Source organism: Billgrantia antri (genome assembly GCF_019430905.1).
Taxonomy (GTDB): Bacteria; Pseudomonadota; Gammaproteobacteria; order Pseudomonadales; family Halomonadaceae; genus Halomonas; species Halomonas antri.
The window spans coordinates 1-12,205 of the sequence record NZ_JAHYCA010000002.1; the positions used below are offsets into that span (position 1 = coordinate 1).

Annotated in this window: 16 protein-coding genes and 1 rRNA gene; 6 read left to right on the forward strand and 11 right to left on the reverse strand. The window is 64.0% G+C overall.

Going from position 1 to position 12,205, the window contains the following annotated elements; all coding sequences use genetic code 11:
* From rrf to KPL81_RS04320, 3 genes are all read left to right on the forward strand, one after another.
* Nucleotides 1–85, forward strand: a 5S ribosomal RNA gene (gene rrf / locus KPL81_RS04310); the annotation flags it as partial.
* A 290-nt stretch (nucleotides 86–375) separates the two neighbouring features.
* A complete protein-coding gene (locus KPL81_RS04315) occupies nucleotides 376–585 on the forward strand; it encodes a hypothetical protein (RefSeq protein WP_219790824.1) in 210 nt (69 codons plus the stop codon).
* Between the two features lie 120 nt (nucleotides 586–705).
* Complete coding sequence (locus KPL81_RS04320; RefSeq protein ID WP_219790825.1) at nucleotides 706–2,589, forward strand: methyl-accepting chemotaxis protein; 1,884 nt, start codon at nucleotides 706–708, stop codon at nucleotides 2,587–2,589.
* A gap of 107 nt (nucleotides 2,590–2,696) precedes the next feature.
* On the opposite strand, the gene KPL81_RS04325 is transcribed toward KPL81_RS04320, so the two are convergent.
* Nucleotides 2,697–3,518, reverse strand: coding sequence for a Tim44 domain-containing protein (locus tag KPL81_RS04325; RefSeq protein ID WP_219790826.1), 822 nt, complete (start codon nucleotides 3,516–3,518; stop codon nucleotides 2,697–2,699).
* A 96-nt stretch (nucleotides 3,519–3,614) separates the two neighbouring features.
* On the opposite strand from KPL81_RS04325, the gene KPL81_RS04330 reads away from it, so the two are divergent.
* Entirely contained in the window at nucleotides 3,615–4,190 is a 576-nt protein-coding gene (locus KPL81_RS04330; RefSeq protein WP_219790827.1) for an isochorismatase family protein, read from the forward strand.
* Between the two features lie 5 nt (nucleotides 4,191–4,195).
* On the opposite strand, the gene yaaA is transcribed toward KPL81_RS04330, so the two are convergent.
* Nucleotides 4,196–4,975 carry a peroxide stress protein YaaA gene (gene yaaA / locus KPL81_RS04335; protein WP_219790828.1) on the reverse strand — a complete coding sequence of 260 codons (780 nt, stop codon included), beginning with the start codon at nucleotides 4,973–4,975 and terminating at the stop codon, nucleotides 4,196–4,198.
* Nucleotides 4,976–5,098: 123 nt separating this feature from the next.
* Nucleotides 5,099–6,130 carry an NADP(H)-dependent aldo-keto reductase gene (locus KPL81_RS04340; RefSeq protein ID WP_219790829.1) on the reverse strand — a complete coding sequence of 344 codons (1,032 nt, stop codon included), beginning with the start codon at nucleotides 6,128–6,130 and terminating at the stop codon, nucleotides 5,099–5,101.
* Nucleotides 6,131–6,375: 245 nt separating this feature from the next.
* On the opposite strand from KPL81_RS04340, the gene KPL81_RS04345 reads away from it, so the two are divergent.
* Nucleotides 6,376–6,894: a tetratricopeptide repeat protein gene (locus tag KPL81_RS04345; RefSeq protein WP_209475804.1), complete on the forward strand. Its 519-nt coding sequence runs from the start codon at nucleotides 6,376–6,378 to the stop codon at nucleotides 6,892–6,894.
* A gap of 61 nt (nucleotides 6,895–6,955) precedes the next feature.
* Nucleotides 6,956–7,456 carry a 3'-5' exonuclease gene (locus tag KPL81_RS04350; RefSeq protein WP_209475806.1) on the forward strand — a complete coding sequence of 167 codons (501 nt, stop codon included), beginning with the start codon at nucleotides 6,956–6,958 and terminating at the stop codon, nucleotides 7,454–7,456.
* Here KPL81_RS04350 and KPL81_RS04355 read toward each other — a convergent pair.
* The 8 genes from KPL81_RS04355 to KPL81_RS04390 all read right to left on the reverse strand — a co-directional run bounded on the left by KPL81_RS04355 (nucleotide 7,453) and on the right by KPL81_RS04390 (nucleotide 12,200).
* Nucleotides 7,453–8,424 (reverse strand): NAD(P)H-quinone oxidoreductase, encoded by a 972-nt coding sequence (locus tag KPL81_RS04355; RefSeq protein ID WP_219790830.1) that lies wholly within the window; start codon nucleotides 8,422–8,424, stop codon nucleotides 7,453–7,455. The two genes, KPL81_RS04350 and KPL81_RS04355, sit on opposite strands and share 4 nt — an antisense overlap.
* Before the next feature lie 10 nt (nucleotides 8,425–8,434).
* Nucleotides 8,435–8,992: an LOG family protein gene (locus KPL81_RS04360; protein ID WP_219790831.1), complete on the reverse strand. Its 558-nt coding sequence runs from the start codon at nucleotides 8,990–8,992 to the stop codon at nucleotides 8,435–8,437.
* A gap of 66 nt (nucleotides 8,993–9,058) precedes the next feature.
* Nucleotides 9,059–9,580: a DUF501 domain-containing protein gene (locus KPL81_RS04365; protein ID WP_219790832.1), complete on the reverse strand. Its 522-nt coding sequence runs from the start codon at nucleotides 9,578–9,580 to the stop codon at nucleotides 9,059–9,061.
* Nucleotides 9,552–9,881: a hypothetical protein gene (locus tag KPL81_RS04370; protein WP_197449412.1), complete on the reverse strand. Its 330-nt coding sequence runs from the start codon at nucleotides 9,879–9,881 to the stop codon at nucleotides 9,552–9,554. Before KPL81_RS04370 ends, KPL81_RS04365 begins: the two co-directional genes overlap by 29 nt.
* Before the next feature lie 85 nt (nucleotides 9,882–9,966).
* A complete protein-coding gene (gene ybaK / locus KPL81_RS04375; RefSeq protein ID WP_219790833.1) occupies nucleotides 9,967–10,437 on the reverse strand; it encodes a Cys-tRNA(Pro) deacylase in 471 nt (156 codons plus the stop codon).
* Nucleotides 10,434–10,847 carry an acyl-CoA thioesterase gene (locus tag KPL81_RS04380; RefSeq protein WP_219790834.1) on the reverse strand — a complete coding sequence of 138 codons (414 nt, stop codon included), beginning with the start codon at nucleotides 10,845–10,847 and terminating at the stop codon, nucleotides 10,434–10,436. Before KPL81_RS04380 ends, ybaK begins: the two co-directional genes overlap by 4 nt.
* Before the next feature lie 77 nt (nucleotides 10,848–10,924).
* Complete coding sequence (locus KPL81_RS04385; protein WP_219790835.1) at nucleotides 10,925–11,740, reverse strand: hypothetical protein; 816 nt, start codon at nucleotides 11,738–11,740, stop codon at nucleotides 10,925–10,927.
* 25 nt (nucleotides 11,741–11,765) lie between these two features.
* Entirely contained in the window at nucleotides 11,766–12,200 is a 435-nt protein-coding gene (locus KPL81_RS04390; RefSeq protein WP_209478482.1) for a hypothetical protein, read from the reverse strand.
* Between the last annotated feature and the right edge of the window lie 5 nt (nucleotides 12,201–12,205).

A 12,205-nucleotide genomic window follows, 5' to 3' on the forward strand; every position in this document is an offset into this window, starting at 1 on the left:
ATCCCATGCCGAACTCAGCAGTGAAACCGCTCAGCGCCGATGGTAGTGTGGGGTCTCCCCATGCGAGAGTAGGTCATCGTCAGGCATCTCTTCAGAAACCCCGGCCAACTGGTCGGGGTTTCGCCGTTTAGGGCCTGTCCTGGAGAGTGGCGGAGCACCGCCCTCCGGACGGCCCGAACATCGTCAGGCACCATCTCTTCCCAAACCCCAGCTTCGAAAGAGGCTGGGGTTTTTTCATGTGCGCCTGTCTGAGGTCGGTAGAGCGAAGAAGAGCACGTTACACTGGTAAACAGGACCACACAGGATAGAGTGGAACAGAGGGTAGTACAGGGTTAGCGTATCGCTGAACGCCATCACCGACATGGAGCAAACTGAGTGAAGTCAATAAGACACGGAAAAGTCGCCTGGTTGCTGGTGGCAATCCTGATGGGCCTGATGGGCCTGCTGGGCTGCAGTGAGCCGGATCGTGAGGATACGACGGAACGTAATATCGACAAGGCTATGGACGAGACTCAAGAGCGCCTGGGAGAGGTAGGCGAAGAAATCGAGAAGGATATGGAGGAAGAGAGAAAGAACAACGGATAGAGGAGGCGCGCCACCTTGGCCGCTTGATTCAAGTTTCTTCCCCGAGTGCCGATAAATTTGACTAAACGGTCAAAGCGGCGTGACCACCCTGGCGATACGCCGCAGCCAAGGGGAAGTAAAATGAAAAACCTCACCATCGCCCAACGGTTGATGCTAATCATCAGCCTATGCATGCTCCTGATCGTCGGCGGTGCCACCGCCATTCAGTACCGTCTGTTCGGCGATTTGGTGACCGACCGGGTCACGACGGCCGAGTTGCCGGCCACGCTGTCGAGCATTCGCAACGATATCGAAGCGACGCTGGCGCCTCCTATCGCCGTGGCCGAGGAGTTGGCTCACAATCGCTATCTCAAGGATTGGCTGGCCGCAGGCGAGCCAGCCGTGGACGCCGACCGGGCCACTACCCATTTCAGGGACATTCAGCAGCGCACTCAGGCCGATGTGGTGTTCTACGTATCGGCGCAGAGCGGCAACTACTACACCGCCAATGGAATCCAGCGCACCCTGAGTCGCGAGGACGACCGCTGGTTCTACGACCTCATCGAGGCCTCTGGCGGCGACGCTTACCAGCTCGATATCGATAACGAAGGCGGTGAGCTGAAGGTTTTTATCAACCATGTGATCGAAGCGAACGGTGAGCGTGTCGGCATTGCGGGGGTGGGGTATACCCTGGAGACAATGGCGTCCGCTATTCGCGATTATCGCCTGGGTGAGAGTGGTACGGTATTCCTGGCCAACCGGGCTGGTGCCATCAGTATTCATCCCGACGGCGCAGAGCGGGTAGGCGAACCATTGACGGAGCTGCCAGGCTGGGAAAGTGTCGCCCCTGCACTGCTGGCGGAGGAGGGTTATCGATACTCTACGCTGCGTGACCTGGAAGGCGCCGAGCATTTGGTAGCAGCCATCGACATACCCGGCACCGAGTGGGTCGCCTTCGCCCAGGTTCCGCGTGATGAGCTGTTTGCCGATCTCAACCGAGCGGTCGTGCTGATTCTATTGGCTGTGGGCCTTATCCTGCTGGCGAGCCTGGGAGTGATCGCGCTATTGCTGCGCTCGCAAATGCGGCCGATACGGCGTACTGCCGAAGCGATGCGGGATATCGCTCAGGGAGACGGGGACCTGACCCTGCGCTTGCCGGTCAACGGCAAGGATGAAAGCGCTGAGCTTGCCGTGCAGTTCAATGCCTTCGCCGACAAGATGCATGACGTACTGAGTCTTGTGCGGGCCAGCAGCGATACTGTGCGCCTCGCCGCCCAGGAAATCGCTACCGGCGGCAAGGACATGTCAAGGCGCACGGACCAGGCGGCTTCCAGCCTGCAGGAGACTTCGGCCTCCATGGAGGAGATTACCGGCACCGTGGAAAATACCTCCGCGTCATCCCGAGAGGCCAATGCCTTGTCGCAGGCTTCGGCAGAGCTTGCCCAGCGTACCAGCGGGCAGGTAGAACAAGTCGTGACCACCATGGGGGAGATTCAGCAAGCCTCGGTGAAAGTCGGCGACATCGTACGGGTCATGGACGATATCGCCTTTCAAACCAACCTGCTGGCTCTCAATGCTTCGGTCGAGGCGGCGAGGGCAGGTGAGAGCGGTCGCGGGTTTGCCGTCGTGGCTGGCGAGGTACGCCAATTGGCCACGCGCAGTGCGGCGGCCTCGCGTGATATTCGTCAGCTGATCGAAGCCTCGGGCGAAAAGGTGCAGAGTGGTACCCGTTTGGTGAGTGAAGCCGGCAAGGCAATGCATGAGCTGATGGAAAGAGTGCAACGCGTGGCGGGCATGCTGAGCGAGATCAGCCATGCCGCCGGTGAACAGAGCGATGGTATCGGCCAAGTGAATATTGCCGTGGCGGAACTGGACCGCATGACGCAGCAGAACGCTGCGTTGGCGGAGCAGTCGACCACGGCGGCCGATCAGCTCAGCGAACAGGCCGATCAGCTAGCGTCGATGGTGGGCCGCTTCAAGCTGCGCAGCGACCTGTTGCCGGCACCCGACGCCGAGCCAGCCTGAAATGTCACGTGGCTATTGCTGCGATGGGGCATCACGGGATTGCTCGGTGTCCGTGACGGAATAGGAAGAGCCGGTCAAGGACCGGCTCTTCGCCTTATAAGTACAGGTCAGCTGGCGTTCTGCTCAATACCTTGGAGGTACCAGGGAGCGCCATCGCGCACATCGCGAATCAGATGCCAAGTCTCGTTGAATTCGGTTTGTTCACCGTTTTCTTCGAGAATGCCATGGAAGATCACCGTGGCTTCCGCTTGGCCACCCATCTCACGCACATCACCGAGTTCGGCGAACAGGCGCACGATCTCCGTGCGGTTGTTGGCCGGCTGCCTGTCGCGCTCTTCACGCAACAGATTGTATAGCTCGGGCGTTACATACTCCTGGATACCTGCAAAATCGTTATTGTCCCAGGCGCGTTGCAGGGTCATGAAGTGTTCCTTGGCCCCGGTAAGGAAGCGCTCTCGGTCGAACCAGGCCGGTAGGCTGCCAAAGCTGCTTCCACCCATGGCGACACCCTGTGTCGGCTGGAAGGCCTGGGGCTCAAGCGGTGACTGACGCTCGGCCGCTGGCTGGGGGCCTCCGGCCACGGCAGGGCGGCGGCGCGCCAACAGCCGGAGCAGCAGGAAGCCGAGGCCGGCGATCAGCAGAATGTCCATCAGCCGCAGTTCGTCGAAGGCGCCGCCAAAGAACATTGCCGCCAGCAGCCCGCCGGCGAGCATGCCCCCCAGCATGCCGGGCATGCGTGAGCCGGTAGCCCGGTTCGACTGTGCCTGACGTGCCGGAGCGGCCTGGCTGGAGGTGGCTGCCGGGCGGTCGGCCGAGCGGGAGAAACTGCCGATGTTGCCGCCGCCGCCCATGCGGCGGGCTTCGGCATGTTCGACGGCCAGGCCGAAACCCATCACGGCGACTATCAGCATGACCAGGAAGTGGCGCATCGATTGGTTCCTCTTCAGGATTGAGGGTAAAGTCGAATTTGGTTGCTCCATTCTAACGGCTATGCTGGAGGAAGTGCTGAAAAAATGGGGAAAACCATGCGCTTGAAGAGTGAAAGCAGCTTGCTGCTGATCGTTGATCTGCAGGCAGGCCTGCTGCCGGTCATCGATGGCGGCAACCAGGCCCTTGCCGAAGCGCAGTGGCTTGGCGGGCTCGCCTGCGAGCTGGACGTGCCGGTCTGGTTGACCGAGCAGTATCCGGAGGGGCTGGGCGGGACCGAGCCGCGGTTGGTGGAAGCACTACCCGATCATCGGCTGTGGCGTAAGGTGCATTTCAACGCCCATGCCGAGGCGGATTTTGCCGCTGCGCTGGAAGCGAGCGGCAAGCGACAGGTCGTGCTGTGCGGCAGCGAAGCGCACATCTGCGTGCTGCAGACCGGCCTGGGACTACTGCAAGCGGGCTATGAGGTGTACTGGCTTTGCGAGGCAACGGTCAGCCGGCGTGCGGAGGAGGCAAGGCTCGCCCGCGAGCGCATGACCGCGGCGGGGGCGATCCCGGTGAGTGCCGACATGGTGGCCTACGAGTGGCTCGAGCGCTGTGACGACGAGCGTTTCCGCCAGGTCCACAAGCGCTTTCTCAAGCCACGCTCGTCGCGCCCGCTACGTTTCTTCTGACCCGTTCAGTTCTGGTTCTCACGGCGCGTAAAGACCAACGTGTCGCCTTCCGACATGGCGGGGTTGAAGGCGTAACCCGCCACATCGAACGCCTTGAGATCCTCAGGGTCATCCAGACGCTGCCGGATCATCCAGGCGGCCATCAGGCCACGTGCCTTCTTGGCATAGAAGCTGATGATCTTGAACTTGCCGTTCTTTTCGTCCTTGAACACCGGTGTGATCACGCGAGCATCCAGCCGCCGGGTGTCGATGGCCTTGAAGTACTCGTTGGAGGCCAGGTTGACCAGCACCTTCGAGCCGCTCTCGGCAATGGCTTTGTTGAGTGCCCCGGTCAGAGTGCCTTGCCAGTAGGCATACAGATCCTTGCCGGCCGGGTTGGGCAGTCGAGTTCCCATCTCCAGGCGGTAGGGCTGGATCAGGTCGAGCGGGCGCAGCAGACCGTACAAGCCTGAGAGGATGCGCAGGTGTCGCTGGGCAAATTCGTTGTCGTCGTCGCGGAATGCACTCGCCTCGAGACCTAGGTAGACGTCGCCCTGGAAGGCTTGTGCGGCCGGCTTGGCGTTCTCGGGCGTGAAGCGGGGCTGCCATTCGGCGAAGCGGGCGGCGTTGAGGCCGGCCAGCTTGTCGCTGATGCCCATCAGCTCGCTGAGCTGCTGCGGCGAGTAGTCGCGGAGAATGGCAACGAGTCGCTGGCTATGGTCGAGAAAGTCCGGCTGCGAATGGATGGTCGTCGTGGCAGGGGTCTCGAAGTCCAGCGTCTTCGCCGGCGAGATCACGCTCAGCATGGGGTACTCCTGTAGCTGATATGAGGCGAATCGGGAATGGACCGATTATATCAGCAGCGCGGAGTTCGCAGGGCTATCGTGGCGATAGCCCTGGCGAATGAAGCGATGACGCAGGTGGCACCCTCAGGGACAGGGGTTGGGAATTCGCTGATGCACCTCCTCGATGGCGTCGAGCACGCTCTGGTCGAGCTTGAGCGATTCGCTCGCCAGGTTGCTCTCGAGCTGCTCCATCGTGGTAGCGCCGATGATATTGCTGGTGAGAAAGCTACGCGAATTGACGAAGGCCAAGGCCATCTGAGCCGGGTCCAGATCGTTCTCCCGAGCGATATCGACATAGGCGCGGGTGGCCTGCTCGGCAAGTGGGGAGGTGTAGCGTTTGAAGCGCTCGAAGAGCGTGAGGCGAGCGTTCTCAGGACGCGCACCATCAAGGTACTTGCCCGATAGCACACCGAAACCGAGCGGCGAGTAAGCCAGCAGGCCAACGTTCTCGCGTTGGGCGACTTCGGCCAGGCCGATTTCGAAGGTTCTGTTGAGCAGATTGTAGGGGTTCTGGATCGAGGCCACGCGCGGCAGGTCGAGCCGCTCGGCCAGCTGCAGCGACTTCATCACGCCCCATGGCGTCTCGTTGGAAAGGCCGATGGCGCGAACCTTGCCGGCTTCGACCAGTTCCTTGAGGGCAGCCAGGGTCTCTTCCAGCGGGATGGCTTCGTCCTCTTCATCGTGCTCGTAGCCCAGGCGTCCGAAATAGTTGGTCGAGCGTTCAGGCCAGTGCAACTGGTAGAGATCGACGTAATCCGTCTGCAGTCGAGCAAGGCTGGCATCGATGGCCTGGTGAATGTGTGCACGGCTCAGGCGCGGGCCGCCCCGAATGTGCTCGAGGCCCGGTCCGGTGACCTTGGTGGCGACGATGACGTCATCGCGGCTTTCGCGACGCCGGAGCCAGCTGCCGATGTAGGCTTCGGTGCGGCCCTGGGTTTCGGCGCGGGGCGGGACGGGATACATCTCGGCGGCGTCGATGAAGTTGATGCCGAAGGCTACGGCGCGGTCGAGCTGTTCATGGGCTTCGGCTTCACTGTTCTGCTCGCCGAATGTCATGGTGCCCAGGCACAGGCGGCTGACTTCGATGCCCGTGTCGCCAAGCGGTCGCGTCTGCATCTTCGCTCCTGTCTGAGAGGGGTCGTAAGCGTTCTCGAGGCATATCCAAAGCCATGCTAGCCGAGGCCTACCACGGCAGCAAATCATAGGGGTTGAGTCCCCGCCGGGGCGAGCGTATGCTGGCGACCCTCAGCGGCCCCGGCGGAGTCCCGCGGCAAGCTCAAGACAGGCCATGACGAGGATCACAGGGTGTGAGCGCAGCGTCATATGGCCAGCTTCACGACGTAGGCAAGGTTGTTTGCACTATGACGCAGGCATCATCATTGTTCACCCGACTCGAGTACCGTCTTGCGGAACAGCTCTTCCACACGCGCTGGCTGCCTCGTTCGCCGCGTACCCAGCGTCTGACCATGCATCTGTTCGAGCGCTGCGCCGATGCCGGTCATCCTGCGGCACTCTCGCTTTACGGGCATATGCTATTCCAGCGTGGCGTGAGTCCGCAGGACAAGGCGCGCGGGGCGCGCTACGTCATCGAGGCGGCGCAGGCCGGCAACCTCAAGGCTCAGTACCAGGCCGGGCGCATCCTCGAGCATGGTTGTGCCCAGTATCCGCGGCGCGAGGAGCGTGCCGTCACCTGGTATGCCCGTGCCGGCGAATCGGGACATCCGCTCGCGGCCATGCGGCTGGCCAAGGCCTATCGCCTCGGCGAGCTGGGGCTGCCCGTGGATGGCGCCCAGGCCGAGCGCTGGCAATCCCTTGCCGACCGCCACGCCGGATGGGAAGGTGACGAACTGGACAGCGGTACTGCCCAGGCCCGACACTAACCGTAACCTTTCCCGCCACGGCTGATGCCATGCCGCCCTGCTTTCGAGGACACGCCCATTCGTGACGCTGCCGACACTGCTGGATATCGAGGCGTCCGGGTTCGGGCGCGGTAGCTACCCCATCGAGATCGGCCTGGCACGGGCCGACGGCAGCTGCTGCGCTTTTCTCGTCCAACCCATGGCAGAGTGGACGCACTGGGACCCCAAGGCCGAGCTGCTGCATGGAATCTCCCGCGCACGCTTGCAGCGCGAAGGGCTGCCCGTAGCGCAGGTCGCTCGCTGGCTCAACGATGAGCTGAGCGAGATCGGCGTGGCCTACAGCGATAGCTGGGGTTACGACAACACCTGGCTGTCGTTGCTGTTCCACCATGCCGGCATGCTCCCTGCCTTCCGCCTCGAGGCGCTGCGCATTTTGCTCAGCGAGCCGCAGCTTGCCGTCTGGCACAGAACCCGCGAGGCGCTGGTCAGGGAGTTAGGTATTCATCGCCATCGCGCCGGCGAGGATGCCCGCCTGCTCCAGCTCACCTACCAGCGCACCCGTCAGCAGGCCAGCTGCGGCTAGCCCTCACCGCTCACTGCCAGCAGTACCTTGCCGATATTGGCATCCCGCTCGATATGGGCATGGGCGGCTTCGGCTTCTTCGATCGGCCAGCTGCGGTCGATCAGCGGGCGGATCTCTCCACTGGCCAGGCGAGGCCAGACATGAGCCAGAAGCGCATCGAGAATGGCGCCCTTGGCCGCTGGCGGCCTGGCACGCAGGGTCGAGCCGATCAGTCGCTGCCGCTTCATCAGCATTCGCCCCATATCGAGTTCGGCGCAGCGTCCACCCATCAGGCCGATCAGCACCAGGCGGCCCTCGGCGTTGAGTACCTGTTGATTGTCGGCAAGATAGGCCGCGCCGACCGGGTCGAGAATCACATCCGCACCGCCCCATTGCTTTACGGCTGTCACGAAGCTGCCCTGATGACGATTGAAAACGCCATCGGCCCCCAACTCACGGCAGGCGAAAAGCTTGTCATCGCTGCCCGCCGTGACGAAGCAGGGGTGGCCGAAGGCCCGGCAGAGCTGGATCGCCGCAGTGCCGACGCCGCTGGCGCCGGCGTGCAGCAGGACGCGCTCGCCGGCTGCCAGCTGGCCCTCCATGAACAGGTTGAGCCAGGCGGTGGCGAACACCTCGGGCAGGGCCGCGGCGTCACGCAGGCCGAAGCCTTGTGGCAGTGGCAGGACCTGCCGCGCATCGACGACTACCTCCTCGGCATAACCGCCTCCGGCCAGCAGGGCGCAGACCCGCTCCCCTGGGCACAGGCTGTCGACTCCGGGGCCGGCCTCGACCACCGTGCCACTGACCTCGAGGCCGAGGATGTTGCTGACGCCGGTCGGGGGAGGGTAGTGCCCGGCGCGCTGCATCAGGTCGGCACGATTGACGCCGGCCCAGGCGACACGCAGGCGAACTTCCCCCGCTGCGGGCCCCTCGGGGGCGGGCTGCGCACGCCAGCGCAGGTGGTTCTGCTCGACGGCGATGGCATGCATGGGTGACCTCCTAGGTTGCGGTCTCGGCGAGGCGGGCTTCCAGGGCGTCCAGCAGGGCGGCGGGCTCCTCGGCATCGATCAGGCAGGTGCGGGTTCGGGCGTTGAGGAAGCCGTGCTCCACGGTACTGTCGAGGAAAGACAGCAGTGGGGAATAGAAGCCGGCGGTATCGAGCACGCCGATGGGCTTGTCGTGCAGGCCCAAGTACTGCCAGGTCCAGGCCTCGAACAGCTCTTCCAGGGTACCGATGCCACCGGGCAAGGCGATGAATGCATCGGCGTGAGCCGCCATGCTGGCCTTGCGCTCATGCATGTTGTTCACGCGGATCAGCGTGGGCAGTTCTTCGTGAGCCTGCTCGCGCTCCACCAGATGGTCGGGCATCACCCCGATCACATCACCGCCGCCGGCCAGCACGGCGTTGGCCAGCTCGCCCATCAGGCCGATGCGCGCGCCCCCGTAGACCAAGCCATGGCCACGCGAGGCCAATTCTCGCCCGAGTCTTCGGGTCGCTTCGACAAAGGCGGGATCCCGGCCGTCGCGGGAGCCCAGGTAGACACAGAATCTCGACATGCGCTTCTCCTTGGCAAGCACTTATCCTAGCTGCCCGAAAGAGGCTTCGAAAGCGTCGAGACGGTCTCAGGGAAGGCAGTCGGCCACGGCAAACTCGGCGTCGAGCCACTGGCCGATGACGTTATTGCCGCACAGGTGGTGGGCGTACTGGGTGTGCAGACAACGCACCTGATCCCAGTTGGCGATGCCGCCGATGCCGCGTTCGCGCAACACGACCTCGTAGCCGAGGCGTTCGACCTCGCTGCGCTGCGCCGCATTCATATGGCGCCAGCGGGTCTCGACATAATCGCGATGGCTGGCATGGTAGGCAGCGAGAAAATCGGCGTCGTCCCGCAGTCTTGCCTCGAGCTGCTTGATCACACCGCTGGCTTCGATGCGGGAGATGTCGATCTTGAGTCGCTCGGAGCAGAGCCAGTAGAGCGTGGGAAAAGGCTTGCCGTCGACGATGGGGGCCATGCGCAGCACCAGAGGAGTGCCGTTGCCATCGGTGGCGGCGACCGCCTCGATGCCGCGCGGGGCTCGTCCCAATTGCTCGGTGATGATGGCCAGTTGGCGGGCGTCAGGCGTCTGGTCGGTCTGGATCACCATCGTTGCGGTCCCGTACGAACTTGTTGGAGCGGCCCACGGCGCGAAAGAAGGTCCGGTTGAGCTGCTCGGGCGTGGGCACGTAGCCGCGCCATTGGCGTTCGCAGTACTCGTTGGCCCGCGCCATCAGCACGTCGTAGAGGCGATTGAACGGCGCATCATAATCGTAGGGGTCGGCGCCGAACAAGCGGATATGCGGATAGTCGGCGAACCGTTCCATGAAATAACGCTCCAGATCGGCCTCCACGGCGCGATGCTGGGCCACGTTGTCGGGGTCGAGCCAGAGGTTGTAGCGGATGCCCATCTCGGTCTCCTGCCAGTATGAGTGGCCCTTCATTCCGTGGGTCACATTGTTTTGACCACGAGAGCGCGGGTTTGGCTCATGCGAATCAGGCGCGTGCCAATGGCACCAGGCGCGCATGGCACAGGCGAATCAGGTCGGCAGGCGCCAGGGTGATCTCCAGGCCACGCCTTCCGCCGCTGACGTGCATTTTCCCGAGACCCTCGGCGCTGGCGTCGAGGAAGGTCGGCAGCCGTTTCTTCTGGCCCAGCGGGCTGATGCCGCCCAGCACGTAACCGGTGCTGCGCTCGGCCTCGGCCGCCTCGGCCATGCTCGCGCGCCGGGCCCCGGCCGCCTTGGCCAGCGCCTTGAGGTCGAGCTGGCTGGTGACCGGCACGATGCCCACCGCCAGGCGTCCGTCATCGAGGCGGACAATCAGAGTCTTGAACACGGTATGAGGGGCGAGCCCAAGAGCGCTTGCCGCCTCCTCGCCATAGGCGGGGGCGCGGGGGTCGTGCTCGTAGCTGAGCAGCTCGAAGCTGGCGCCATCGCGCTCCAGCGCCCTGACGGCCGGGGTCATGCGTCGGTGGTCTCCTCGAGCGGCTGCAGGTGGGCCTCCAGGGCTGCACGCAGCTCGCCCGCGATGGGCACGGCGCGCTTGGTGGCGTGATCGAAGTGCACCATCACGGTATGGCCCAGGTTGGTCAGCTCGCCCTTCTGCCTCGCCTCCTGGGTCACGGTGAAGGAGCTGTTGCCGAGCCGCGAGACGTAGGTACGGATCTCGATCTCGCTGCCGTAGTGCAGTTCGGCCCGGTAGTCGATCTCCATGCGCGCCATGATCAGCCGCCACTTGCGGGGGTCCAGGTCCGGGGTGAATAGCCGGAACAGATCGTTGCGTGCCAACTCGAACCAGGCGGGCAGGCGGGTATTGTTGACATGGCCGAGAGCGTCGGTGTCGTAGAAGGCGGGTTCGATGGTGCGCACGAACATGATGGGCCCTTTGCTGTCTTGTGGTCTTGTGGAGTGCCGTCGTCAGGCAGACAGCATTGCCCCGAGCAAACGCTAGGTCAAGTGTCGGCGACCTGCCTCTCGCCGTACCAGGCCTGCAGCCGCATCCAGCCGAGCAGCCATAGAGTAGCCACGGCGAACCCCGCCAGGGTGCCCCATAGCAGGCCCAGCGTGGCATAGGTGAGCGACACGCACAGCGCATAGCAGAGCAGTGCGCCAAGGCCGGCCGGATAGTGCTTGATCACCGTGGCGGCCGGCGCTGCGCCGTGGGTGAGATGCAGGATCACCAGCAGGGGGTACATCGAGATCGGAAACGCCGCCAGCATGCCGGCCCAAGACGTCGGCAGCACGTGGGCCAGGCCGGTAACCACGAAGACGATGGCGGTAGCCAGCCCGGCACGAAGCAAGAGCGGCCTCCAGCGAGCTCCGTTCTGATGTACCGTGACTCGCGTTTCCGGCACGTGGCGATAGAGCCAGGTGAAGGCGAAGATGGCTACCAGGGTGACCAGCGTCCCGCTCAACCGATCGAAATCGAAGCGCGTCAGCACGAGGCTGGTCAGCCACCAGGCGGCGAGGCCGCCAACGGTGCCTCTCAGCACACCGCGAAGGCCGTCCCGGCGACCGCACAGCAGGTAGCCGCCGCCCAGCGCCATGGTGGCGGTGAAGCCGGCCAGGCTGAACACGGCGCTCTCGGCGGCGAAGCCGGGAGATATCTCCAGGCCGATGAAGAACAGCGCGATGGCCGTCCCCAGCGGGTAGCCGGAAAGCAGGCCGGCCACCCGCGTGCTGACGCGTTCGGCCACGATCGACAGGCCGAGTACGATACCGATCGACACCGCGAGCTTGGCCAGCTGCCAGCTCAAGGGGACATCCATGGCGATTTTCCTTGCAGGTAGACGGCTAGATGAGGCGCAGGCCCTGGCGGTCGGCCCAAGCGGCACCCACCGCATGGGTCAGTCTCTCCTGCAGGTGGGCAGGCAGGGCGGCACGTGCTTGGTCGACGCTGGCAAACTCGCGGTTGCGCAGCCAGCAGTAGGCCCAGGCGCAGGCCTCGTCCTCGCTCTTCGGTACCGGGCGCGCCGGCATCTGGAACAGCAGGAAGGCAGCGGTACGCGCCGCCCACAAGGGAATGTCGTCGCCGGATCCGGAGCGGCTCCATTCGGCGAGTCGGGTGCCGTCGGGCGTCGCCTCGGGCTCGCCCAGTTTCGCCACTCGGGCGGTCTCTGCCAGGATCAGGGCGAGGCGGTCCGGCTCGCCTTGGCCGAGCTGACGCCACTGGTCGATCAGTGCCGGCATGCCCCGGCGAACCTTGGCATAGAAGCCGCTTTGCGGCATGGTTT